The following is a 22,825-nucleotide window of genomic DNA, read 5'->3' as shown; positions in this document are numbered from 1 at the left end:
ATTTTTCTAAGAAGACTGGATGAAAACCCGCGACCGGATTCTCGAATGTGCGCTGCAACTGTTCAACGAAAAGGGCGAGCCGAACGTGTCCACCATGGAAGTGGCCAACGAAATGGGGATCAGCCCCGGCAACCTCTACTACCACTTCCACGGCAAGGAACCACTGATTCTCGGTCTGTTCGAGCGCTTCCAGCATGAACTCGCGCCACTGCTCGACCCACCGCCGGACGTGGAGCTGGCACCGGAGGATTACTGGCTGTTTCTGCATTTGATCGTCGAGCGACTGGCGCAATACCGGTTCCTGTTCCAGGACCTGTCGAACCTCGCCGGACGCCTGCCGAAACTGGCCAAGGGCATTCGCAACCTGCTTAACGCGTTGAAGAGGACGCTGGCGTCGCTGCTGGCGCGGTTGAAGGCTGCCGGGCAACTGGTCAGCGATACCCAGGCGCTGGGGCAACTGGTGGAGCAGGTGACCATGACGTTGCTGTTCTCACTGGATTACCAGCGGATCCTCGATCGTGAGGGTGAGGTTCGGTTGGTGGTTTATCAGATCATGATGCTGGTGGCGCCGCATCTGCTGCCGCCGGTGAAGGTGGCGACAGAGCGGATGGCGCTGCAATACCTTGAGGATCACGACTGACCTGAAAAGCCCCTCACCCTATCCCTCTCCCAGAGGGAGAGGGGACTGATTGGGGGATGTTCGAGAGCTACGCCGACCTGAGCGAGCTTTTTCGAATCCATAATCGACTCGATTTTTTCAGGTCGATGTATGACGCAGGACACCTCGGTCGGCTCCCTCTCCTTGGGGAGAGGGCTGGGGTGAGGGGCCGCTTGGAATGCACAAACAAAAACGCCCGACCTTGACAGGCCGGGCGTTTTTGATTTGCCCTGAAATCAGGACTGACTGGATGGCGTCGACGGAGTCGATGCTGCAGTCGGGGTAGCTGCTGCCGTGGGTGCCGCGGCGGAATTTGCCGCGTTGGCCGGAGCTGTTGGAGCCGTCGATGGCGCGGCGGCCGGTTTCGGTGCAGCGGCTTTCGGCGCGGCCGGTTTTTTCACTGCAGGCTTTTTCGCCGCAGCCGGTTTGGCCGCAGGCTTCGCAGCAGGTTTGGCGGCAGCGGTCTTCGCTGCTGGCTTGGCCGCTGGTTTCGCTGCAGTTTTAGCCGCAGGTTTTGCTGCTGCTTTGGTTGCCGGTTTGGCAGCGGCTTTGGCGGCAACCGGTTTGGTGGCCGCTTTGGTCGCAGGCTTGGCGGCTGCCGTTTTCGCGGCCGGCTTGGCCGCAGCTTTCGCAGCAGGTTTTGCCGCCGCTTTGGTCAGTGGCTTGGCTGCGGTTTTCGTTGCAGGTTTGGCCGCCGCAGTTTTGCTAGCCGGTTTCGCCGCCGCGGTTTTCGCCGCTACGGGCTGAGCCTTCAGACCGGTGAGTTTCTCGATCTGCCTGGTCAGCGTATCGACCTTGGCGTTGAGCGCCTTGACCTCATTGCGGCTCGGCACACCCAGGCGCGAAATCGCGCTGTTCAGGCGCTTGTCGAACGCGCCTTCCAGCTCGTCCCATTTGCCCAGTGCGCGGTCTTTCACGCCGCTGATGCGCGACTTCGCCGAGGAGGTCGAGTCCTCGACTTTCTTGCCGACTGCTGTCTTGGTGAGCTTCTCGGCTTTCTCGCCGTCTTTGACCAATGCATCGAAGAGTTTGCTGCCGTCAGTGTCGATCTTCGAGTACACGCCTAAACCAGCCAGCCAGATCTTGCGGGAGTAGGACTCGACCTTCCCGACCCACGAGCTGCTTTCTTTATCGGTGTTCTTTTTGCCAGCCATCCCGTTCTCCTTAAGATTTTCGCGCGACGCGTTCGAGCAATGCCGTCAGCTCATCGAGCTTAGCAGAGAGTGCCTCAACGTCATGTTTAGACGGAATGCCGATCCGATTCAAGGCGCTGGCCACACGGTTGTCGAAGGCCTTCTCGACCTTGTCCAGCTGAACTTCAACACGACCCTTGAACGAGCTGACCTGAGTGGCCGCATCATCGATCTCGGCGTTGGCCGCGAGGAGTTTTTCGCTCACGGCTTTTTTGCCTTTCTTTTCAACAGTTTGACCAGCGGCGACGAGTTCCTGGAAGTACTCGCTGCCCTCCTGGCCGACCTTGGTATAGGCGCCCAGGCCTGCCAGCCAGATCTTGCGGGCATAGGATTTGACGTCGCTCAGAGTGGAAGTCGGAGCGTCGATTTTTTTCTTCAAAATGACTTTGGCCATGGTGCACCTCACGCGCAGAAGGTTTGAGGAACTGCCGGACGAGTGTCGGGCTCAGGCACAAAGTAGGCAGAAAAATTAGAAAGGGCACCCTAACCAGCGGGAGCAACTCTAAACAAATGTGGGAGCGAGCCTGCTCGCGAAAGCGGTTTGTCAGTCACTGATAATTTGACTGACAGACCGCTATCGCGAGCAGGCTCACTCCTACAGGGGATCGTGTTTCAGGCCAAGGCTTTGTCGAGGGCTCTTTCGATCTCGGCTTTGATCATGCCGCTCATGGCCGACATCATCAGGCCCAGCTCGACGTCGACCCTGATCGAATCGTCCGCCACATGCACTGCGCCTTTCACGCCCGAGCGCTTGAGGTTCAGGGTGTCGCCTGACCACTGCGGCTCCAGGCCGTATTGTTCATTGAGCTTCCTGGCCAGTTTGTCGGCCTTCTCGCGGGCGGCTTCCTTGCCCAGGGTGTGGGCGCGCTCAACACTGATTTTGGCCATGGAATGACTCCTGATGATTGAATGGCTGACGTGGAATCTTGACCGCATCTGCGGCAAATCGTCCCGAAGGTTGCCCATCTTACCTTTAGCCATTCCAAGACAAAGCATGGCTTGGGGATTAGAATGTCGCGCATTCTCTTTTGGTGACAGCGATATGACTGATCAGCGCAAAGGCAGCGATGCCGAACCCACCACTCACTTCGGCTTCAAAAACGTTCCGGAAAGCCAGAAAGCGGAAAAAGTCGCTGAGGTTTTCCATTCCGTAGCCGCGAAATACGACCTGATGAACGACCTTCTGTCGGGCGGCATGCACCGCCTGTGGAAGCGTTTCGCGATCGAGCTTTCCGGCGTGCGCAGCGGCAACCGCGTGCTCGACATCGCCGGCGGCACCGGCGACCTGACCCGCAAGTTCTCGCACCTCGTTGGCCCGACTGGCCAAGTGGTGCTGGCCGACATCAACGAATCGATGCTCAAGGTCGGCCGTGATCGCCTGCTCGATCTCGGCGTTGCCGGCAATGTCGAATTCGTCCAGGCCGACGCAGAAAAGCTGCCGTTCCCGGACAACCATTTCGACTGCGTAACCATCGCCTTCGGCCTGCGCAACGTGACGCACAAAGAGGACGCGCTGCGTTCGATGCTGCGCGTGCTCAAGCCCGGCGGACGCCTGCTGGTGCTGGAATTCTCCAAGCCGACCAATGCGCTGATGTCCAAAGCCTACGACGCCTACTCGTTCGCCTTCATGCCGCTGATGGGCAAGCTGATCACCAACGATTCGGAAAGCTACCGCTACCTGGCCGAATCGATCCGCATGCACCCGAATCAGGAAACCCTGAAGTCGATGATGGTCGAAGCCGGTTTCGACCGCGTGACCTATCACAACATGACCGCAGGTATCGTCGCCCTGCACCGCGGCATCAAACCCTGATGTTGCTGACCGGGCTGCTCGCCAGCGTCGAACTCGGCCTCAACCGGGTGCTGCGTCTCGACAGCACGGCGCTGCCGCGCCTGGCGCATCTGACCGGCAAGGTGATTGCTGTCGATTGCCGCAGCCCGGCCCTGCAACTGTTCATTCTGCCCAGCGACGAAGGCCTGATGCTGGCTTCACAGTGGGCGGCGGACGTCGATTGCACATTGCGCGCACCGGCCTCGAGCCTGGTGAAACTGGCCCTGAGCAAAGACAAGACCGCCGTGCTGCACGCTCCGGAAGTCGAGCTCGATGGCGACAGCGGCGTGTTGCTGGAGCTGGCCGGTGTGCTGCAAGACCTCGAGCTGGACTGGGAGTACGAACTCTCGCGCTGGCTCGGTCCGGTCGCCACGCAGTTGCTCGGTGGTCATCTGCGCAGCCGCGCGCGCTGGTATCAACAAGGATTTGCCAGCCTCAACCAGAATCTTGCCGAATACCTCGCCGAAGAATCACGCACCCTTGTCGGGCAGCGCGAAGCCGAAGCGCGGTTCAGCGAACTGGACCGGATCAAACTTGATCTGGAACGACTCGAGGCGCGTTTCGAGCGCCTTTCCCGATCCCTCGACCCAAGCGATAACGCATGAAGCTGCTTGCCGTCCGCCGTCTGTTGCGCATCCAGCGCGTCGTGATCCGCTACCGCCTCGATGACCTGCTGTTCGATCTGCCGCTGCCGTGGTTTCTCCTGGCCGTGCGCTTTCTGCTGCCGTGGCGCTGGCTGCCGCGCAAGCCGCTGGAGCTCAACCGTGGCGCGCGCTTGCGCCTGGCGTTGCAGGATCTGGGGCCGATCTTCATCAAGTTCGGGCAGATCCTTTCGACCCGTCGCGACCTGTTGCCGGAAGACATCGCCGATGAGCTGATGCTCCTGCAGGACCGCGTGCCGCCGTTCGATTCGCAGGTGTCGATCAAGCTGATCGAAGAACAGCTGGGCAAGAAAATCAGCGAAGTGTTCAGCCGTTTCGACGTTGAACCGCTGGCCTCGGCCTCGGTGGCGCAGGTGCATGCGGCGCAGCTCAAAAGCGGCGAAGAAGTGGTGGTCAAGGTCATTCGCCCTGGCCTGAAACCGGTGATTGCCCAAGATCTGGCGTGGCTGTTCATCCTCGCCCGTGCTGCCGAGAAATTCTCCGCTGACGCGCGCCTGCTGCACCCGGTCGATGTGGTGCAGGATTACGAAAAAACCATTTACGACGAACTCGACCTGTTGCGCGAAGCGGCCAACGCCAGCCAGTTGCGCCGCAACTTCGAAGGCTCGCAGCTGCTGTACGTGCCGCAAGTCTACTGGGACTGGTGCCGGCCGAAAGTGCTGGTGATGGAGCGCATCTACGGGATTCAGGTCACTGACCTGGCGACCCTCGCCGACCAGCGCACCGACATGAAAATGCTTGCCGAGCGCGGTGTGGAGATCTTCTTCACGCAGGTGTTCCGCGACAGTTTCTTCCACGCCGACATGCACCCGGGCAACATTTTCGTCAGCACCGTCAACCCGTGGAGCCCGCAGTACATTGCGATCGACTGCGGCATCGTCGGCAGCCTGACCCCGGAAGACCAGGATTATCTGGCGCGCAATCTGTTCGCCTTCTTCAAGCGTGACTACCGCCGTGTCGCGCAGTTGCACATCGACTCGGGCTGGGTGCCGGCGGAAACCAAACTCAATGAATTCGAAGCGGCGATCCGTACCGTCTGCGAACCGATCTTCGAAAAACCGTTAAAAGATATTTCATTTGGCCAGGTGCTGATGCGCCTGTTCCAGACCGCGCGCCGCTTCAACATGGAAGTGCAGCCCCAACTGGTGCTGTTGCAGAAGACTCTGCTGAACATCGAAGGCCTCGGTCGCCAGCTGTATCCGGATCTGGATCTGTGGAACACCGCGCAGCCGTTTCTCGAGCGCTGGATGCGCGAGCGCGTCAGCCCGAAAGCCTTGCTGGGCAACGTGCACAGCCAGCTGGAGCAGATTCCGCACCTGTCGAACATGGCCCGCGACCTGCTCGAGCGCATGTCGCAACCCCATGCCAAAGACCCGCCGCCGCCGTGGCACAAACGAAAGGACGACTGGTTCCTGCGCCTGCTCGGCTGCGCGCATCTGGCCGGCGGCGCGACCCTCGCCGCTGGTGGCCCGCTGACCGATTGGGCGCACTGGCCCGCCGGGATCATGGTGGCGGTCGGCTTGTATCTGGTCGTTCGCCGATAGCACGAATCGGCTGCAAGTTATAAGCTGCGAGCTGCAAGCTTGACGACACAGGTACACCGCGACCTGCTTTTACTTGCAGCTTGAAGCTTGAAACTCGAAGCTGCTTTTCAGGAACTGAAGATGAAAAACTGGCTGGACGAGATCAAGTGGGACGCTGACGGCCTGGTGCCGGCGATCGCTCAGGATCACAAGACCGGGCGCGTATTGATGATGGCCTGGATGAACCGCGAAGCGCTGGAACTGACCGCAGCGGAGAATCGTGCAATCTACTGGTCACGTTCCCGTGGCAAGCTGTGGCGCAAGGGCGAAGAGTCCGGCCATGTGCAGACTCTGCATGAAATGCGTCTGGACTGTGACGCCGACGTGATCATCCTGATGGTTGAACAGATCGGCGACATCGCCTGCCACACCGGCCGTCAAAGCTGCTTTTACCGAGTCTTCGAAAACGGCGACTGGAAAACGGTCGACCCGGTTCTGAAAGACCCGCATGCCATCTACTCCGCAGGACACACACATGAGTGACACCCTGACCCGTCTGGCTGAAGTGCTCGAAGAGCGCAAAGGTGCAGCCGCCGACAGTTCGTATGTCGCCAGCCTGTATCACAAGGGGCTGAACAAGATTCTGGAGAAAGTCGGCGAAGAGTCGGTCGAAACCATTATTGCCGCCAAGGATGCCGCGATCAGCGGCGACTGCAGTGATGTGATCTACGAGACCGCCGACCTGTGGTTCCACAGCATGGTCATGCTCGCCCAACTGGGGCAGCATCCGCAGGCCGTGCTGGATGAACTGGACCGTCGCTTCGGCCTGTCCGGACACGTCGAGAAAGCCTCGCGTCCGTCCGCCTGAACAATTTTTAGAGAGGAATCGCCACATGGGCATTTTTGACTGGAAACACTGGGTCGTCATTCTGATTGTCGTGGTGCTGGTGTTCGGTACCAAGAAACTGAAAAACCTCGGTACTGACGTTGGTGAATCAATCAAGGGCTTCCGCAAAGCCATGAATGACGACGAAAAACCGACCGAGCCGAACGTGACCCCGCCGGCGCAGCCAGTGCCACCGGTGCAGCCGCAAACCACCGCTCAGGCCAACCCGCCGCACACCATCGACGTGCAGGCGCAAAAAGTCGAAGAGCCGATCCGCAAAGACGTGTGAGCACTGACTAATGTTTGGTATCAGCTTCTCTGAACTGCTGCTCGTCGGCCTCGTCGCCCTGCTGGTGCTCGGCCCCGAGCGTCTGCCGGGCGCTGCGCGCACCGCCGGTCTGTGGGTCGGCCGCCTGAAGCGCAGCTTCAACGCGATCAAACAGGAAGTTGAACGTGAAATCGGTGCCGACGAGATCCGTCGGCAACTGCACAACGAACATATTCTGTCGCTGGAGCAAGAGGCGCGGAAGATTTTCAATCCGAGCCAACAGGAGCCGACGCCGGTCGAGCCTGTGGGGGAGCAGACAATTCACAACGCTTCCGCTCCGACTGCACCTGCACCTGCACCTGCACCTGCACCTGCACCGGTTGTAACACCGCCAGTACCGGCGCCGGTTGCCGCGGACACATCGGTTGAACACGTAGCTCCCACCGCCGCGCCGACTACACCTGCGCCTCACGACACCACTTTGCCGCCGCGAGCCCCATGAGCGATCTTCCGGAAAACGACCAGCACATGCCGCTGGTTTCGCACCTCACCGAGTTGCGCACCCGCCTGCTGCGTTGCGTGGCGGCGATCTTCATTATCTTTGCCGGGCTGTTCGCCTTTACCCAGCAGATCTACACCTTCGTCTCGACGCCGCTGCGCCAGTACCTGCCGGTCGGCGCGACGATGATCGCCACCGACGTGTCGTCGCCATTCCTGACGCCGCTGAAGCTGACGATGATGGTTTCGCTGTTTCTTGCGATTCCGGTGATCCTGCACCAGATCTGGGGCTTTATTGCGCCAGGCCTGTACAAGCATGAAAAACGCGTTGCGGTACCGCTGCTGATCTCCAGCATCCTGCTGTTCTACATCGGCATGGCGTTCGCCTATTACTTCGTCTTTCCGCTGATCTTCAAGTTCTTCGCCGCCGCCACCCCGGCCGGCGTGGAAATGATGACCGACATCGCCAGCTACCTCGATTTCGTCATGACGCTGTTCTTCGCCTTCGGCGTGGCGTTCGAGATTCCGGTGGCCGTGGTGCTGCTGGTGTGGATCGGCGTGGTCGACGTCAAATACCTGAAGAAGATCCGTCCGTACGTGATCATCGGCTGCTTCGTGGTCGGGATGATCCTGACGCCGCCGGACATCTTCTCGCAGACCCTGCTGGCCGTGCCGATGTGGATGCTGTTCGAGATCGGCATCCTCTTCGGCGCGCTGGTCAGCAAGCGCGAACGCCCGGACGAAACCCCGGCCGACGATCACAACGATCAGCCGCCAGCGACCCAGGCATGAACCTGCTGCTGCTCGAAGAGGCCGATTTCATCGCGGCAGACCGCGTGGTCCTGCGCGATCGCCGCCTGACCCACATGCAGGAAGTCCATCGCTCGGAAGTGGGCGACAGCCTGCGTGTCGGGCGCATCAACGGGCTGATGGGTTCGGCCGAGTTGCTGCGCCTGGAGGCGGGCGAAGCGGAACTGCGTGTCAGCCTCGATCAGCCACCGCCGGCCAAACTGCCGCTGACCCTGGTACTGGCCCTGCCCCGGCCGAAAATGCTTCGCCGGGTGTTCCAGACCGTTGCGACCATGGGCGTGGCCAAGGTGATTCTGGTCAACAGTTACCGCGTGGAGAAAAGCTTCTGGCAGACACCGTTTCTGGAGCCGGAAGCGATTCGTGAGCAATTGATTCTTGGCCTCGAACAGGCCCGCGATACGGCGTTGCCCGAGATCGTCATCGAGAAGCGCTTCAAGCCTTTCGTTGAAGATCGACTGCCGGCAATCACCGACGGCACCCTCGGTCTGGTCGGCCATCCCGGCAACTACCCGCCCTGCCCCCGCGCCCTCAGCGAACCGGTGACATTGGCCATCGGCCCCGAGGGTGGCTGGATTCCCTACGAAATCGATCTGCTGGCCAAGTCCGGCCTGCAACCGGTGCAACTGGGCGAGCGCATCCTGCGCGTCGAAACCGCCGTCACCGCACTGCTCGCGCGCCTGTTCTGAGCCAAGCAACTTTTGTGGCGAGGGAGCTTGCTCCCGCTTGGGCGCGAAGCGGCCATCGCTCTTTCTCTCACGAGCAACGCACTTGCCGGTGTTACGACGGCTGCGCCGTCGAGCGGGAGCAAGCTCCCTCGCCACAGAATCGCGACAACCACGGACAAGTGGCGTTACAGATTGCCATCAGCCAGCCGATACAGCCCCTATAAGTCCAATTTTAGTGGTCCGAAGGGAGTGGTCGCATGTACCGTTGGTTAGCCGAGAGTCTTGGAAACGTCAGCGTCAAACGCAAGCTGGGCATCGGTTTCGGCCTGGTGCTGTTACTGACGCTGTTGATCACTTTCACCGGCTGGACCGGCATGAGCGGCATCATCAGCCGCGGCGACAAGCTCGGCTTCATCTCGAGCCTCAATGAGCTGACCAAAGACCTGCGCCTGGCGCGCATGGACTACGACATGCGCCGTGGCGAACAGGGCCCGGGCGCGGTCAACGAATTCCTCAACAAACTCGAAAGCGGTCTGCAATCGGCACGCGGCATGATCGAGCAGCCGTCCGATGTGGCGATGGTCGACCAGCAATTGGCTGCGGTTGCCGAATACAAGCGCGCCTTCGGCGAAATGACCCAGGCCACCGTGCAGCGTGAAGATGCGCGCAGCAAGCTGGGCGCCAACGCCGACAATGCTGTGGCCAGGGTTGGCGAAGTCGAAAGTGCACTGCTGCAGGGCGACAGCGTCGCGCAGTACAACGCGGTGATCGAGCTGAGCAAATTGCTCCAGCAAGCGCGCTATCAAGTGCGCGGCTACACCTACAGCGGCAAGGCCGACGCCGAGCAACCGGCGCTGACCGCCATCGACAACGCCCTGAAAAACCTCGAAAGCCTACCGACCCGCGTGCCGGAGCAGCACATCGCCAACCTGCAGCAAGCCACCGACTCGCTCAAGGCTTATCGTGCAGCCGTGGCTCAGTTCCGTGACTCGCAGGTGAAAAACACTGCCGCACTGGCGAACATGGCGGCTCAGGGCGACATCCTCATGGCGCTCAGCAAGAAACTCACCGAATCGCAAACCGTGGTGCGCGACACTGACGCTGCCCACGCCAAGAACATGCTGCTGATCGCCACCGTGCTGGCGCTGGTGTTCGGTCTGCTGGCAGCGTGGATCATCACTCGGCAAATCATCATTCCGCTGACCCAGACCCTGAAAGTGGCCGAACGCGTGGCGGCCGGCGACCTGACTCACAATCTGGTCTCCCTGCGTCGCGACGAACTCGGCCAGTTGCAACGCTCGATGCAAAGCATGACCCAGGGCCTGCGCGAATTGATCGGTGGCATCAGCGACGGCGTAACGCAGATCGCCAGCGCCGCCGAAGAACTCTCGGCCGTGACCGAGCAGACCAGCGCCGGCGTCAACAATCAGAAGGTCGAGACCGATCAGGTCGCCACCGCCATGAACGAAATGGCCGCCACCGTGCAGGAAGTCGCGCGCAACGCTGAAGAAGCTTCGGAAGCTGCTGTCGCCGCCGACCAACAGGCCCGTGAGGGCGACAAGGTGGTCGGCGAAGCCATCGCGCAGATCGAGCGCCTGGCGGTCGAGGTCGGTCATTCCACCGAAGCCATGGGCGAGCTCAAGCGCGAAAGCGACAAGATCGGCAGCGTGCTCGACGTGATCAAGTCGGTGGCCCAGCAAACCAACCTGCTGGCGCTCAACGCCGCCATCGAGGCCGCCCGCGCCGGTGAAGCGGGTCGTGGTTTCGCGGTGGTTGCCGACGAAGTGCGCAGCCTTGCCCAGCGCACGCAGAAGTCCACGGAAGAGATCGAAGAGCTGATCGTCGGCCTGCAAAACGGCACTCAGCAAGTGGCGACGATCATGGACAACAGCCGCAGCCTCACCGACAGCAGCGTCGAACTGACCCGGCGTGCCGGTGGCTCACTGGAAAGCATCACCCGCACCGTCTCGGCGATTCAGGCGATGAACCAGCAGATCGCCGCAGCCGCCGAGCAGCAGAGCGCCGTGGCCGAAGAGATCAACCGCAGTGTGCTGAACGTGCGCGATGTGTCGGATCAGACCTCGGCGGCGAGTGAAGAGACCGCGGCCTCCAGCGTTGAGCTGGCGCGGCTGGGCACGCATCTGCAGATGCTGGTGGGCCGCTTCAAGGTTTAACAGCCCAAAAACAAAAGATCGCAGCCTTCGGCAGCTCCTACAGGTGCACACAAAACCCTGTAGGAGCTGCCGAAGGCTGCGATCTTTTTTGCCGTTAAAGAACCTGTCTTAGAAAGGCCTGAGCCCGCGGATCCTTCGGTGCATCGAAGAACTCCGCCGGCGCTGCATCTTCGAGCAATTTGCCGTGATCGAAGAACAGCACCCGATCCGCCACTTCCCGGGCGAAGCCCATCTCATGGGTGACGCAGACCATGGTCATGCCCTCTACCGCCAGGTTTTTCATCACGTCGAGCACTTCGCCGACCATTTCCGGGTCGAGGGCCGAGGTCGGCTCGTCGAACAGCATGACTTTCGGCTCCATCGCCAGCGCCCGGGCAATCGCCACCCGTTGCTGCTGACCGCCGGACAGGCGCGACGGAAACTCGTGGGCCTTCTGCGCAATGCCGACCTTTTCCAGCAACGCCATGGCCTTGGCTTCGCGTTCTTTCTTGCCGCGCTTGCGCACGACTTTCTGCGCCAGACAGAGGTTTTCCAGCACGGTCATGTGCGGGAACAGATTGAAATGCTGGAAGACCATGCCGACTTCGCGGCGGTAAGCATTGACGTCGGTTTTCGCGTCGGCCAGTTGCAGGCCGTCGATGCTCACCGAGCCGGAATCGAACTCTTCCAGACCATTGAGGCAACGCAGGAAGGTCGACTTGCCGGAACCGGACGGGCCGATCACCACCAGCACTTCGCCCTTGGCCACCGTGGTGCTGACGTTGTCCACCGCGCGCACCACTTGCCCACGGGTGTCGAAGACTTTTACCAGATCGCGGACTTCAATCACTTTGCGCGAGCCTCCGCTCAAGCCGACTGGCGATTTTCGACAGCGGCAGGTTGATCAACAGGTACAGACCGGCGACGCAGAACAGGATTTCGAACGGCGAAAATGAGGTGGTGATGACTTCCCGACCGCTTTTCAGCAGCTCGGTGATGGCGATCACCGAGACCAGCGACGTGTCCTTGACCAGACTGATGAACTGCCCGGCCAGCGGCGGCAGCACCCGCTTGAACGCCTGCGGCAGGACCACGTGGCGCATCGACTGGCCGGCGCTCAGACCGAGCGAGCGCGCCGCCTCGTTCTGACCACGGGCAATCGATTGCACGCCGGAACGGATGATCTCCGCCACGTAAGCGCCGGTGAACAGCGACAACGCAGCGATCCCGGCGAACTCGCGGGACAGGTTCATCACCGTGCCGATGAAGAAGTAGAAAATGAAAATCTGCACCAACAGCGGCGTGCCGCGTACCAGCTCGACGTAGATGGTCGACAGATCGCGCAGGGTGGGGTTGCTCGACAGCCGGCACAGGCCAGTGACCAGACCGATCAGCAAGCCGAGCACGCCGGATACCAGCGAGAGCCACAACGTCGTCCACAGGCCCCACAACAGCGGCCCTGCCGCCCAGTGCCGGGTAACGCCGACGACATCGCCTTCGGCAACATCGTCGCCCTGAGCGAATTGCAGGCTGTTCTCGTCGACTGTCAGCTTCTGCTCGTCACCGGCGTCGTTGCGCAGGGTGACCTCGGCACTGCCGCCCTTGCGCACCAAGTCGGTGACGGTGGAAATATCCGCGGCGCGCTGGGTTTCTTCAGCTTGATAAGCGAAGTACTGCGGCACGCGATTCCAGCGCCATTCGTAGGACATCAGCGACGTCGCGTAATACAACGCGCCCGCCAGGCCGACCAGCACCAGCACGGTGAGGACGTGCCAGGGCCATTGGGCTTTTTTCTGTTTCATCAAAAGCTAAATCCATAACGATCAGGGTGCCCGCTGCCTCTGTGGCGAGGGAGCTTGCTCCCGCTGGGTTGCGAAGCGGCCCTGAAATCAGCCACCGCGCAACGTCGGGCAAAACCAGTCAACGGGTTTACGACTGCTTCGCAGCCGAGCGGGAGCAAGCTCCCTCGCCACAGGTGACCGGGCTTATTCCATGTCCTTGAGCCACTCGGTGCTCTTGAACCACTTGTCATGGATGCGATCGTAGGTGCCGTCTTCGTGGATCTGGTGCAGGAAGTTGTTGATGAAGTTGAGGCTGTCGAAGTCGCCCTTCTTCAGACCGAAGGCCAGCGGCTCGTAGGTGAACGGCTTGTCGAGGAACACCAGCTTGCCGGCCCCCACTTTGTTCAGGGCAACGACGTTGTACGGCGCGTCGTAGATGAAGGCGTCAGCCTTGCCATTGACAACGTCGAGCACAGCCTCCTGCTCGTTGTCGTAGCCGTGGTACTTGGCTTTGGAGATCAGCTTCCTGGCGACCATTTCGCCAGTCGTGCCGAGCTTGGAGGTGATGCGGTAGTCGGCGGTGTTCAGGTCCTTGTAGGACTTGATGGTGCCTTCCAGCTCCTTGCGGATCAGCAGGGTCTGGCCGACGACGATGAACGGATCGCTGAAGTTCAGGCGCAGATTGCGCTCCTGGGTCAGGGTCATGCCGCTGCCGATCATGTCGAACTTGTCGGTCATCAGCGCCGGGATGATGCCGTCGTAACCGGTCGAGACCAGCTCGAGCTTGACGCCCATGGCCTTGGTCATGGCTTTGAGGATATCGACTTCGAAACCGATGATTTCGCCGCGTTTGTTGGTCATCTCGAACGGCATGTAGGTCGGGTCCATGCCGACTTTCAGCGAGCCGCGCTTGACCGCGTCATCGATAGCGCCGGCCTGCGCCGCATTGACTGCAACCAGTGCCGTGACGCCGACCAGCAGCATCGACAGATACTTCTTCATCTTCAAGTCCCCAAAACCATTGCGTGTGCGGCGCGAAAACCAACAGTCACAGGCAAAAAAGCCCGGGTGCGCCAATTCGGGGACGGATGCTAACGCACTCGTTTTTTTGCACAAGGTTTAATGGACGATTTGTTTAACAATCAACAGCTACCCCCTCACCCCAACCCTCCCGAAACGTCGGACCGCCCCCAAGGGGGCGAGGGGGAAAGGGAGCCGATCTTCATGCTGTTCAAATCCGAGGTCGACTCGATATCTCAGGTCGGCGTATCTCGAATATCCAACCCGGTCAGTCCCCTCTCCCTCCGGGAGAGGGCTAGGGTGAGGGGCTTTTCAGCAGGCCAAAAAAAACCCCGCAACATCGCGGGGTTCCTTTATCAAGCCGGCTGAGCCTGCAGGCTCACCGGTCGCAGCGGCAGCAACGGCGCATGCGGATCGGCTTTCACCGAGGCGCGCCAAGCGTCCAGCCACTCGGCGAGACCCTCGGCCCAGACCTGCTCATGCAGGCGTGCCAGTGCAACAGGGTCGCTGAGCAGTTGCAGGCGATCATGGTTGCTCAGCCCGGACGGGCCGACCTTGATCGCGTGACGCACCCGTTCCTGACGCAGCCACTCGATCGGCTCGGCCTGGCCGTGACGCGAGGTCGCCAGCGAGCACGCCAGGGCGTTCTGCTGCGGGTCGACCACGGCGCGGACGAAGCCGTCGTTGAGGGCGTGATAACGGTTTTCGTGGGTGTACTGATCAGTTGCCAGCAGCGCCTGCGGCGGATTGTATTCCTCAGGGATGAGGAACAGGCTCTCGTCACGGGATTTCAGGCCCAGACCGACGCGGCTGGAGATCACCGACACCGGGATCGACAGCATCAGCGAACCGACGATCGGCACCAGCCACCAGAGGAAGCTCGGGTTCAGCCAGATCACCAGCAGTGCCCAGCAGAAGCCCAGCAAGGTCTGCGGGCCGTGGCGCTTGACCGCTTCGCTCCACGGGGTCGAGTCGTCGTCACGCTGCGGCGAGTTCCAGGTCGCGGCCCAGCCGAGGAAAGCGGCAAGGACGAAACGCGTGTGGAAAATCATCCGCACCGGCGCCAGCAGCATGGAGAACAGCATCTCCAGCAGCATCGACAGGGTCACCTTGAACTTGCCGCCGAACTCTTTCGCGCCTTTGGCCCAGATCAGGATGATGCTCAACAGTTTCGGCAGGAACAGCAGCACGATGGTCGTCGAGAACAGCGCAATCGCCTTGTCCGGGTGCCATTGTGGCCACAGTGGATAGAGCTGACGCGGTTCGAGGAAGTACTGCGGCTCCATCAGCGTGTTCACCGCCAGCAGCGCGGTCGACAGCACCAGGAAGAAGAACCACAACGGCGCCGACAGGTAGGACATCACGCCAGTGAGGAACACCGCGCGGTGTACCGGGTGCATGCCTTTTACCAGGAACAGGCGGAAGTTCATCAGGTTGCCGTGGCACCAGCGACGGTCACGCTTGAGTTCGTCGAGCAGGTTCGGCGGCAACTCTTCGTAACTGCCCGGCAGGTCGTAGGCAATCCACACGCCCCAACCGGCACGGCGCATCAGCGCGGCTTCAACGAAGTCGTGGGACAGGATCGCACCGGAGAACGCACCTTTACCCGGCAACGGCGCCAAAGCGCAGTGGTCGATGAACGGCTTCATGCGGATGATCGCGTTGTGACCCCAGTAGTGGGATTCACCCAACTGCCAGAAGTGCAGGCCGGCAGTGAACAGTGGACCGTACACGCGGGTCGCAAACTGCTGCATGCGCGCATACAGGGTGTCCATGCCCGACGCACGCGGCGCGGTCTGGATGATCCCGGCGTCCGGCGTGGCTTCCATCAGGCGCACCAGACTGGTCAGGCATTCGCCGCTCATCACCGAGTCGGCGTCGAGCACGACCATGTACTTGTAGTCACCGCCCCAACGACGGCAGAAGTCGTCGAGGTTGCCGCTCTTGCGCTTCACACGGCGGCGGCGGCGGCGATAGAAGATCTTGCCGAAGCCCTTGGCTTCGCGGCAGACGTCCAGCCAGGCCTGCTGCTCGGCAACGCAGATATCGGTGTCGTTACTGTCGCTGAGAACGAAGAAGTCGAAACGATCCAGGTCACCAGTGGCGGCGACCGATTCGAACGTTGCACGCAGACCGGCGAATACACGCGGCACGTCTTCGTTGCAGATCGGCATCACCAGCGCAGTACGCGCATCTTTCGGGATCGGCTCGTTACCGGCGCTTTTCCCGGAGATACGGTATTTATCATGACCGGTGAGCAGCTCAAGGAAGCCCATCAGCGCGGTCCAGAAACCGGCGGACACCCAGCAGAACAGAATCCCGAACAGAATCAGGATGCTGGTTTGCAGCGCATACGGCAGCACTTGCGTGGCGGTTTGCAGCAGCGGTTGATGCAGCACTTCATCGAGATCGACGAACGACCAGCCCTGATACGGCATGATGCCTTTCATGTACCAGCCGGCAACGATGGTCTGGCCGAGCATCAGCAGCAACAGGATGTAGCGACGGATCGAACCGACAGTGCGCCAGCGCGCGGCCGGCAGGACATTGGCGTCCTTCGGCGGCTGCGGCGGGTTGGTGCGCCCGGTCAGACGACGCCAGCCACGCACCAGAATATTGGTGCGCCATGGCTCCGGCACAACCTTGGTACGGCGGATCGGCGGGGTCGCCTTGAGGCTGACCCGGCCGCTGGCGTCCAGCACCAGCATTTCCGCTTCGGCCAGTTCTTCGGCGGTGCTCAGGGTCAGGCGCTTGCCCACCGAGGCCTGGGCGGCTTCGGCAGGGGCGTCGAATGTCGAGGACGACAGGCGTTCATGCAGCTCGCTGAACGACTGGCAACCCGCGAGTTCCGCGCGTTGCTCGTCGGTCATCGGCAGATGCGCCAGATACTCGGACAGAGTCTCTGGCTGTACTTGTGAGTTACTCATCGGCAGGCAACTGATAGCTCCAGGTCTCGGTCAGGACTTCTTCAGTCGGCGCCGATTCCGGTGTGGCTGGGGCCGCGTCGGCAGCGACTGGCTGCTTGGCGTCTTTGTTGGCCTTGTCCTTGGCATCGGCTGCAGGCTTGGCTTCAGCCTGTTTGGCTTCGGCGGCCTTGGCTTCCTTGTCGAGCTTCTCCTGCTGCTTGGCGGCAACCTTGTCAGCCTTGGCGACCGACGAATTGGAGGCCGGTACCGATTTGGCCAGATCCGCGGTAACCACTGGCTGAACCAGTGCAGCGCGCATCTCGGTCGCCTTGCTGGCGTCCTTGATCTTCATCCGCAGGGTCAAGCGCCAGCCCTTGGTTTCAGGGTTGTAGCGCACACTGTTCTCGACCAGTTCGGCGTTGTCGCCGACGCTGACCTGACTGCGCACGTCGGCGTCCGGCGTCAGGGCCGCCAGAGACGGGCCTTCGAAGTCGACCAGATAGGCAACGCTGCCATCCGGCTGACGGATCAGGTTCGATTGCTTGACGTCACCGGTCGAACGCAGGGTCTGCGCCACCCAGGCGCTGTCCGGCGCGTGGATCGCTGCTTCGTCCATGGTCCAGTGCATGCGGTAGGCGAAGTCCAGCGGCTGGCCTGGCTCCGGCATTTTTTCCGGGCTCCAGAACGCAACGATGTTGTCGTTGGTTTCGTCGGCGGTCGGAATCTCTACCAGATCAACGGTGCCTTTGCCCCACTCGCCCTTCGGCTCGATCCAGGCGCTTGGGCGCTTGTCATAGCGATCGTCGAGGTCTTCGTAGTGGCTGAAGTCGCGGCCACGCTGCAGCAGACCGAAACCACGCGGGTTCTCGACGCTGAAGTTGCTCACGGCCAGATGTTTCGGGTTGTTCAGCGGACGCCAGATCCACTCGCCGTTGCCGGCATGGATCGACAGACCGCTGGAGTCGTGCAGTTCACGACGGTAGTTGAGGACTTTCGACGGCTGGTTGGCACCGAACAGGAACATGCTGGTCAGCGGCGCGATGCCCAGTTTGCCGACCTTGTCACGCAGGAACATCTGCGCCTTGACGTCGACGATGGTGTCGCTGCCCGGACGCAGGATCAGACGATAGGCACCGGTGGCACGCGGCGAATCGAGCAGGGCGAAGATCACCAGGTGCTTGTCGCCGGGCTTGGGCTGCTGGATCCAGAACTCGCGGAAACGCGGGAATTCCTCACCGGACGGCAGCGCGGTATCGATCGCCAGACCACGGGCCGACAGACCATAGGTGTGGCCCTTGCCGACGACGCGGAAGTAGCTCGCGCCGAGCATGGTCATGATCTCGTCTTGCTTGTCGGCCTTGTTGATCGGGTACAGCACACGGAAACCGGCATAGCCCAGTTGTTCGGTGGCTTTCGGATCGAATTTCAGGTCGCCGAAATCGAAGCGGCTCGGATCGTATTTGATTTCCGAGACGGTGTTCGCGGTGATTTCATTGATTTTCACCGGCGTATCGAAGTGCATACCCTGGTGATAGAAGGAGAGTTTGAACGGCGTCTTCTGATCGGCCCACTCAGCCTTTTCGGTGAGGAAGCGGATCTTCTGGTAGTCCGCGAACTTCATTTCGCGGAATTCGTTCGGCAGGTTGCTGCGCGGGGCTTCGAACTTCTGCCCGGCCAGCTCTTTGGCCTTGGCCGATACGTCGTCAAGATTGAACGCCCAAAGCTGACCGGCGCTGAGCAGGCACAGGAGCGCCGAACCCGCTACCAGAGCACTTCGCATGCGTTTGGCAGACATTTTTGCTGCATTACAGGGACTAACAATCACGAGCAACCCTCGCCGAAAACAGATCAATAAACCAACGGCCAGATGAAGTGCCTTTAGGGTTTTCGGCAGTGAAAAACCGACCTTTCAGGGCACCCTTGCCAAGTTGGCGAGCATTGTTCCGACTCCGCCGGGGCAAAATGATTCCCCAATCGGATCCAGACAAGTCTCTACCTAAGTCAAAACGGATCAACGAATGTCGATCCCCGCAGCGCGCGATTATCTAGTAGCCCGGATGACAACGCATCAGGGGTAACAAAGTATTTATCGCGAAAACAGCCTAAAAACAGTCGAAATTTCCGAAAAAGGCGTTTCAGGCACTGTCAGGTCTGTAACAAAAAGGTAACCGGGCCATCGTTGACCAGGTGCACCTGCATATCGGCGCCGAATCTACCTGATGCCACAGTGCCATGCACCTGTTTCGCCTGGCTCAATAAATAGTCGAACAATTCCTCCGCCAGCGCCGGCGGTGCGGCCGTGGAAAAGCTCGGACGCAGGCCGCTTTTGGTGTCGGCGGCAAGGGTGAACTGCGAGACCAGCAGCAACCCGCCATCCACATCCGTCAGGGACAGATTCATCTTGCCCTCGGCATCACTGAATACCCGATAGTTAAGCAGCTTATGCAGAAGTTTGTCGGCGTTGGTACGCGTGTCGTCGGGTTCTACCGCCACCAGCACGAGCAGACCCTGATCGACCGCGCCGACCACCTCGCCAGCGACCTCGACCCGCGCACCGCGTACGCGCTGCAACAGCGCCTTCATGCTTCTTCGAGTGGCAGGTCGAGCAGGCGCTGGGCCATTTTGCTCGCAGCGCGCACCAGCGCATCGGTGATCCCCGGCTCGGACGCGGCGTGGCCGGCATCGCGGATCACCTGCAATTCGCTGTTCGGCCAGGCCTGGTGCAATTCCCAGGCGTTGTCGAGCGGGCAGATCACGTCGTAGCGACCGTGAATGATCACGCCGGGGAGATGGGCGATCTTGCCCATGTCGCGGATCAGCTGGTTGGGCTCAAGGAAGGCATTGTTGGTGAAGTAGTGGCATTCGATCCGCGCGATCGACAGTGCGCGCTGCGGCTCGGAGAAACGATCGACGACTAGCGGGTTCGGCCGCAGGGTCGCGGTGCGCCCTTCCCAGGTCGACCACGCCTTGGCCGCATGCATCTGGGCGATCTGGTCGTTGCCGATCAGGCGTTTATGGAAAGCGGTGAGCAGGTCGTCGCGCTCGTCCAGCGGGATCGGTGCGATGTAGTCCTGCCAGTAATCGGGGAACAGACGGCTGGCGCCGGCCTGGTAGAACCATTCGATTTCCTGCGGACGGCAGAGAAAGATCCCGCGCAGGATCAGACCGTGTACTCGCTCCGGGTGGGTTTGTGCGTAGGCCAGCGCCAGGGTCGAGCCCCAGGAGCCGCCGAACAGCACCCATTTTTCAATGCCCAGGTGTTTGCGGATGCGCTCGAGATCCTCGACCAGATCCCAGGTGGTGTTGTTTTCCAGGCTGGCATGCGGGGTGGAGCGACCGCAGCCGCGCTGGTCGAAGGTGACGATGCGATACAGATTCGGATCGAAATAGCGCCGGCTCTGTGCGTCGCAGCCGGCGCCGGGGCCACCGTGGATGAATACCACCGGCAAACCCTCCGGCGAGCCACTCTCATCGACGTACAGCGTATGGGTGTCATCGACAGCCAGATCGTGCCGGGCGTGGGGTTTGATCTGCGGAAACAAAGTCTGCATTGCGCGCTCCGTAAGGGGTCGAGGTCATCCCTGGGGGGACTCGTATTATTCTGCCGTTGGGCATCATAAACCCGATTTGCGTCAATGAGCATGCCTGTGCGCTGTCACCGTTTGTCAGCCATCACCTTCACGGTCTGAACGCGATCCTGTGGGAGCGAGCCTGCTCGCGAACGCGGTGTGTCATTCAACCTGGATTTTGGCTGAAAGGCCGCTTTCGCGAGCAGGCTCGCTCCCACAGGGGTTATGCGCTGTAGTGAGATTTTGCCCAGGCCAGATAGCCTTGCAGCAATTCCCGGAGCACCACCCGCGTCGGTTCCGCCAGGTCGGCGCGGTAGCGGAACGGTTCGAACTCTTCCATGTAGGTGGACTGACACAATTCCAGCTGCACCGCGTGAATGTTCTGCGCCGGGGCGCCGTACTGGCGGGTGATGTGCCCGCCCTTGAAGCGACCGTTAAGCACATGAGTGAACTGCTCGTGCCGTGCGCAGATCGCTTCCAGCTCAGCAGCCAGTTGCGGATCACAACTGGCGCCATTGAACGTGCCGAGGTTGAAGTCCGGCAGTTTGCCGTCGAACAGATGCGGGATGATCGAACGGATCGAGTGCGCATCGAACAGCAGCGCGTAGCCAAATTCTGCCTTCAGCCGCGCCAGCTCTTCCTGCAAGGTGCGATGGTATGGCGTCCAGATCTGCTGCAAATAACTCGCGCGTTCTTGCTGCGAAGGCTCCCGACCCTCCTGAAACAACGCAATGCCGTCGAACAATGTCGCCGGATACAACCCCGTGGTCGCCCCGGCGTACAAAGGCTTGTCGTCGGACGGCCGGTTGAGGTCGATGACGAAGCGCGAATACTCAGCGGCCAGGGTGCTGGCGCCCAGCTCCTCGGCGAAATCGTAGAGTTGCGGGATATGCCAGTCGGTGTCCGGCAAACTCTTCGCGGCGGGGATCAACCCGGCTTCGACCGCCGGGGTCAGACGCACACCCGCGTGGGGCATGCTGATCAGCAACGGCACGCGGCCTTGTTTGAATTTCAGAACCTTGTCCACAACCGCCCTCCTAGAAATTCGATTCAACGCCGTAACGCACGACGCGCTTGTCCAGATCGCCCCCGAGCCAATAAGCCAGATCCGCCGGACGTTCGATGTCCCACGCGACAAAGTCGGCGACCTTGCCGACCTCCAGCGAGCCGTGGGTGTCAGCCATGCCCAATGCCTGCGCGGCATGAAGGGTCGCCCCGGCAAGAGCTTCTTCCGGAGTCATGCGGAAACAGGTGCAGGCCATGTTCAGCATCAGGCGCAACGACAGCGCCGGCGAGGTGCCGGGGTTGAGGTCGCTGGCGATCGCGATCTTCACCTTGTGCTTGCGCAGCGCTTCCATCGGCGGCAACCGGGTTTCGCGCAGGAAGTAGAAGGCGCCGGGCAACAGCACGGCGACGGTGCCGGCAGCGGCCATGGCGATGGCGTCGTCCTCGTCCATGAATTCAAGGTGATCGGCGGACAAGGCTTTATAGCGCGCGGCAAGGCTCGAGCCGTGCAGCGAGGACAATTGTTCGGCGTGCAGTTTTACCGGCAGACCGAGCTGCTGCGCCGCGACGAACACCCGTTCGACCTGCTCCGGCGAGAACGCCAGGTATTCGCAGAACGCATCCACGGCATCCACCAGACCTTCGGCGGCGAGGGCCGGGAGCATCTCGCTGCAGACCAGATCGATGTAGTCGTCGGCGCGATCCTTGTACTCCGGCGGCAAGGCGTGCGCCGCCAGGCAAGTGCTGCGTACGCTGATCGGCAGTTCTTCGGCCAGGCGCCGGATGACTCGCAGAAGCTTGCGCTCGTTGGCCAGATCGAGGCCGTAGCCGGATTTCATTTCCACCGTGGTCACGCCATCGCGCATCAGGCTTTTCAGGCGTTTGGCGGCGCTGGCGAACAGCTCGTCTTCAGTGGCTTCGCGCGTGGCGCGCACGGTGCTGGCGATACCACCGCCCTGCGCGGCGATCTCGGCGTAGCTGACGCCTTGCAGACGCTGCTCGAACTCGCCGCTGCGGTTGCCGCCGAACACGGTGTGGGTGTGGCAGTCGATCAGCCCGGGCGTGACCCACGCGCCTTGCAGGTCATTGACCGCCGGGTATTCGCCGGGCGGCAGTTGAGTGCGCGGGCCGATCCACTCGATCAGCGTGCCGGTGGTCACGATCGCGGCATCCTCGATGATCGAATAGACGCCGTTGGCCATGGTTGCGACGTGGCAGTGTTGCCAGAGGGTTTTCACTGTTGGCCTCCGTTTGGGTTGGTATGGTGAGCAGCCTCAAAAGCCCCTCACCCTAGCCCTCTCCCGGAGGGAGAGGGGACTGACTGGGTTGTTCTGTCGAGCTACATCGACCAGAGAGTCTTGAGCCGAACTCAGGTCTTGAAGCTCGCAGAGATCGGC

23 protein-coding genes and 1 pseudogene are annotated in these 22,825 nt (G+C 61.2%); 12 read left to right on the top strand and 12 right to left on the bottom strand.

Features of this window, described 5'->3' with window-relative positions:
• Positions 1–19: 19 nt before the first annotated feature.
• A complete protein-coding gene (locus BLU71_RS23935) occupies positions 20–640 on the top strand; it encodes a TetR/AcrR family transcriptional regulator (RefSeq protein ID WP_083354028.1) in 621 nt (206 codons plus the stop codon).
• A 254-nt stretch (positions 641–894) separates the two neighbouring features.
• Here the strand turns inward: BLU71_RS23935 and BLU71_RS23930 are convergent, their stop codons facing one another.
• The 3 genes from BLU71_RS23930 to BLU71_RS23920 all read right to left on the bottom strand — a co-directional run bounded on the left by BLU71_RS23930 (position 895) and on the right by BLU71_RS23920 (position 2,739).
• Positions 895–1,812 carry a phasin family protein gene (locus tag BLU71_RS23930; RefSeq protein ID WP_083354027.1) on the bottom strand — a complete coding sequence of 306 codons (918 nt, stop codon included), beginning with the start codon at positions 1,810–1,812 and terminating at the stop codon, positions 895–897.
• Positions 1,813–1,822: 10 nt separating this feature from the next.
• Positions 1,823–2,245 (bottom strand): phasin family protein, encoded by a 423-nt coding sequence (locus BLU71_RS23925; protein ID WP_016772067.1) that lies wholly within the window; start codon positions 2,243–2,245, stop codon positions 1,823–1,825.
• Between the two features lie 218 nt (positions 2,246–2,463).
• Complete coding sequence (locus BLU71_RS23920; protein ID WP_083354026.1) at positions 2,464–2,739, bottom strand: polyhydroxyalkanoic acid system family protein; 276 nt, start codon at positions 2,737–2,739, stop codon at positions 2,464–2,466.
• A gap of 154 nt (positions 2,740–2,893) precedes the next feature.
• Here BLU71_RS23920 and ubiE point away from each other — a divergent pair, with 154 nt between their 5' ends.
• The 11 genes and pseudogenes from ubiE (at position 2,894) to BLU71_RS28225 (ending at position 11,168) form a co-directional block, all read left to right on the top strand.
• Entirely contained in the window at positions 2,894–3,664 is a 771-nt protein-coding gene (gene ubiE / locus BLU71_RS23915; RefSeq protein WP_039756654.1) for a bifunctional demethylmenaquinone methyltransferase/2-methoxy-6-polyprenyl-1,4-benzoquinol methylase UbiE, read from the top strand.
• Positions 3,664–4,287 (top strand): ubiquinone biosynthesis accessory factor UbiJ, encoded by a 624-nt coding sequence (locus BLU71_RS23910; RefSeq protein ID WP_016772070.1) that lies wholly within the window; start codon positions 3,664–3,666, stop codon positions 4,285–4,287. Before ubiE ends, BLU71_RS23910 begins: the two co-directional genes overlap by 1 nt.
• Positions 4,284–5,888 (top strand): ubiquinone biosynthesis regulatory protein kinase UbiB, encoded by a 1,605-nt coding sequence (gene ubiB, locus BLU71_RS23905; protein WP_083354025.1) that lies wholly within the window; start codon positions 4,284–4,286, stop codon positions 5,886–5,888. The genes BLU71_RS23910 and ubiB overlap by 4 nt, the downstream gene beginning before the upstream one ends.
• 120 nt (positions 5,889–6,008) lie before the next feature.
• Positions 6,009–6,410, top strand: a complete 402-nt coding sequence (gene hisI / locus BLU71_RS23900) for a phosphoribosyl-AMP cyclohydrolase (RefSeq protein ID WP_007899278.1) — start codon at positions 6,009–6,011, stop codon at positions 6,408–6,410.
• A complete protein-coding gene (locus tag BLU71_RS23895; RefSeq protein WP_007909355.1) occupies positions 6,403–6,735 on the top strand; it encodes a phosphoribosyl-ATP diphosphatase in 333 nt (110 codons plus the stop codon). Before hisI ends, BLU71_RS23895 begins: the two co-directional genes overlap by 8 nt.
• Before the next feature lie 25 nt (positions 6,736–6,760).
• Positions 6,761–7,042 (top strand): twin-arginine translocase TatA/TatE family subunit, encoded by a 282-nt coding sequence (locus BLU71_RS23890; RefSeq protein ID WP_039756649.1) that lies wholly within the window; start codon positions 6,761–6,763, stop codon positions 7,040–7,042.
• A gap of 10 nt (positions 7,043–7,052) precedes the next feature.
• A complete protein-coding gene (gene tatB / locus BLU71_RS23885; protein ID WP_083354024.1) occupies positions 7,053–7,523 on the top strand; it encodes a Sec-independent protein translocase protein TatB in 471 nt (156 codons plus the stop codon).
• Positions 7,520–8,311: a twin-arginine translocase subunit TatC gene (gene tatC, locus BLU71_RS23880; RefSeq protein ID WP_016772075.1), complete on the top strand. Its 792-nt coding sequence runs from the start codon at positions 7,520–7,522 to the stop codon at positions 8,309–8,311. The genes tatB and tatC overlap by 4 nt, the downstream gene beginning before the upstream one ends.
• Positions 8,308–9,015: a 16S rRNA (uracil(1498)-N(3))-methyltransferase gene (locus BLU71_RS23875; protein WP_065615431.1), complete on the top strand. Its 708-nt coding sequence runs from the start codon at positions 8,308–8,310 to the stop codon at positions 9,013–9,015. The genes tatC and BLU71_RS23875 overlap by 4 nt, the downstream gene beginning before the upstream one ends.
• Before the next feature lie 236 nt (positions 9,016–9,251).
• Positions 9,252–10,313 (top strand): annotated as a pseudogene (locus BLU71_RS28230) (methyl-accepting chemotaxis protein); the annotation flags it as partial.
• Positions 10,296–11,168 carry a methyl-accepting chemotaxis protein gene (locus BLU71_RS28225; protein WP_371915146.1) on the top strand — a complete coding sequence of 291 codons (873 nt, stop codon included), beginning with the start codon at positions 10,296–10,298 and terminating at the stop codon, positions 11,166–11,168. The pseudogene BLU71_RS28230 and the gene BLU71_RS28225, both read left to right, overlap by 18 nt.
• A 94-nt stretch (positions 11,169–11,262) precedes the next feature.
• Here BLU71_RS28225 and BLU71_RS23865 read toward each other — a convergent pair whose 3' ends face one another.
• The 9 genes from BLU71_RS23865 to hutI all read right to left on the bottom strand — a co-directional run bounded on the left by BLU71_RS23865 (position 11,263) and on the right by hutI (position 22,666).
• Complete coding sequence (locus tag BLU71_RS23865; RefSeq protein WP_042608674.1) at positions 11,263–11,997, bottom strand: amino acid ABC transporter ATP-binding protein; 735 nt, start codon at positions 11,995–11,997, stop codon at positions 11,263–11,265.
• Entirely contained in the window at positions 11,990–12,949 is a 960-nt protein-coding gene (locus tag BLU71_RS23860; RefSeq protein WP_083354022.1) for an amino acid ABC transporter permease, read from the bottom strand. Before BLU71_RS23860 ends, BLU71_RS23865 begins: the two co-directional genes overlap by 8 nt.
• A 183-nt stretch (positions 12,950–13,132) precedes the next feature.
• Positions 13,133–13,930: a transporter substrate-binding domain-containing protein gene (locus BLU71_RS23850; RefSeq protein ID WP_039756640.1), complete on the bottom strand. Its 798-nt coding sequence runs from the start codon at positions 13,928–13,930 to the stop codon at positions 13,133–13,135.
• A 374-nt stretch (positions 13,931–14,304) separates the two neighbouring features.
• A complete protein-coding gene (gene mdoH, locus BLU71_RS23840; protein WP_042608670.1) occupies positions 14,305–16,875 on the bottom strand; it encodes a glucans biosynthesis glucosyltransferase MdoH in 2,571 nt (856 codons plus the stop codon).
• On the bottom strand, positions 16,868–18,649 hold the full coding sequence (locus BLU71_RS23835) for a glucan biosynthesis protein G (protein WP_161806073.1): 1,782 nt from the start codon (positions 18,647–18,649) through the stop codon (positions 16,868–16,870). The genes mdoH and BLU71_RS23835 overlap by 8 nt, the downstream gene beginning before the upstream one ends.
• Before the next feature lie 350 nt (positions 18,650–18,999).
• Positions 19,000–19,437 carry a D-aminoacyl-tRNA deacylase gene (gene dtd / locus BLU71_RS23830; protein ID WP_083354019.1) on the bottom strand — a complete coding sequence of 146 codons (438 nt, stop codon included), beginning with the start codon at positions 19,435–19,437 and terminating at the stop codon, positions 19,000–19,002.
• The gene (gene pip / locus BLU71_RS23825; RefSeq protein ID WP_041477549.1) at positions 19,434–20,405 is read right to left on the bottom strand and encodes a prolyl aminopeptidase; all 972 of its coding nucleotides are present in this window, start codon (positions 20,403–20,405) and stop codon (positions 19,434–19,436) included. Before pip ends, dtd begins: the two co-directional genes overlap by 4 nt.
• A gap of 241 nt (positions 20,406–20,646) precedes the next feature.
• The gene (gene hutG / locus BLU71_RS23820) at positions 20,647–21,450 is read right to left on the bottom strand and encodes an N-formylglutamate deformylase (protein ID WP_083354018.1); all 804 of its coding nucleotides are present in this window, start codon (positions 21,448–21,450) and stop codon (positions 20,647–20,649) included.
• A 10-nt stretch (positions 21,451–21,460) separates the two neighbouring features.
• Complete coding sequence (hutI, locus tag BLU71_RS23815; RefSeq protein WP_083354017.1) at positions 21,461–22,666, bottom strand: imidazolonepropionase; 1,206 nt, start codon at positions 22,664–22,666, stop codon at positions 21,461–21,463.
• Between the last annotated feature and the right edge of the window lie 159 nt (positions 22,667–22,825).

This window comes from Pseudomonas moraviensis (assembly GCF_900105805.1).
Taxonomy (GTDB): Bacteria; Pseudomonadota; Gammaproteobacteria; order Pseudomonadales; family Pseudomonadaceae; genus Aquipseudomonas; species Aquipseudomonas moraviensis_A.
Note: the sequence above shows the minus strand (reverse complement) of the source record. Positions and strands in the feature narration are given on the sequence as shown.

Excerpts from the sequence above, each read along its gene's own strand:
- BLU71_RS23935 (WP_083354028.1), top strand. The coding sequence starts at position 20 with ATGAAAACCCGCGACCGGATTCTCGAATGTGCGCTGCAACTGTTCAAC.
- BLU71_RS23930 (WP_083354027.1), bottom strand. The coding sequence starts at position 1,812 with ATGGCTGGCAAAAAGAACACCGATAAAGAAAGCAGCTCGTGGGTCGGG.
- BLU71_RS23925 (WP_016772067.1), bottom strand. The coding sequence starts at position 2,245 with ATGGCCAAAGTCATTTTGAAGAAAAAAATCGACGCTCCGACTTCCACT.
- BLU71_RS23920 (WP_083354026.1), bottom strand. The coding sequence starts at position 2,739 with ATGGCCAAAATCAGTGTTGAGCGCGCCCACACCCTGGGCAAGGAAGCC.
- ubiE (WP_039756654.1), top strand. The coding sequence starts at position 2,894 with ATGACTGATCAGCGCAAAGGCAGCGATGCCGAACCCACCACTCACTTC.
- BLU71_RS23910 (WP_016772070.1), top strand. The coding sequence starts at position 3,664 with ATGTTGCTGACCGGGCTGCTCGCCAGCGTCGAACTCGGCCTCAACCGG.
- ubiB (WP_083354025.1), top strand. The coding sequence starts at position 4,284 with ATGAAGCTGCTTGCCGTCCGCCGTCTGTTGCGCATCCAGCGCGTCGTG.
- hisI (WP_007899278.1), top strand. The coding sequence starts at position 6,009 with ATGAAAAACTGGCTGGACGAGATCAAGTGGGACGCTGACGGCCTGGTG.
- BLU71_RS23895 (WP_007909355.1), top strand. The coding sequence starts at position 6,403 with ATGAGTGACACCCTGACCCGTCTGGCTGAAGTGCTCGAAGAGCGCAAA.
- BLU71_RS23890 (WP_039756649.1), top strand. The coding sequence starts at position 6,761 with ATGGGCATTTTTGACTGGAAACACTGGGTCGTCATTCTGATTGTCGTG.
- tatB (WP_083354024.1), top strand. The coding sequence starts at position 7,053 with ATGTTTGGTATCAGCTTCTCTGAACTGCTGCTCGTCGGCCTCGTCGCC.
- tatC (WP_016772075.1), top strand. The coding sequence starts at position 7,520 with ATGAGCGATCTTCCGGAAAACGACCAGCACATGCCGCTGGTTTCGCAC.
- BLU71_RS23875 (WP_065615431.1), top strand. The coding sequence starts at position 8,308 with ATGAACCTGCTGCTGCTCGAAGAGGCCGATTTCATCGCGGCAGACCGC.
- BLU71_RS28225 (WP_371915146.1), top strand. The coding sequence starts at position 10,296 with ATGCAAAGCATGACCCAGGGCCTGCGCGAATTGATCGGTGGCATCAGC.
- BLU71_RS23860 (WP_083354022.1), bottom strand. The coding sequence starts at position 12,949 with ATGAAACAGAAAAAAGCCCAATGGCCCTGGCACGTCCTCACCGTGCTG.
- BLU71_RS23850 (WP_039756640.1), bottom strand. The coding sequence starts at position 13,930 with ATGAAGAAGTATCTGTCGATGCTGCTGGTCGGCGTCACGGCACTGGTT.
- mdoH (WP_042608670.1), bottom strand. The coding sequence starts at position 16,875 with ATGAGTAACTCACAAGTACAGCCAGAGACTCTGTCCGAGTATCTGGCG.
- BLU71_RS23835 (WP_161806073.1), bottom strand. The coding sequence starts at position 18,649 with ATGTCTGCCAAACGCATGCGAAGTGCTCTGGTAGCGGGTTCGGCGCTC.
- dtd (WP_083354019.1), bottom strand. The coding sequence starts at position 19,437 with ATGAAGGCGCTGTTGCAGCGCGTACGCGGTGCGCGGGTCGAGGTCGCT.
- pip (WP_041477549.1), bottom strand. The coding sequence starts at position 20,405 with ATGCAGACTTTGTTTCCGCAGATCAAACCCCACGCCCGGCACGATCTG.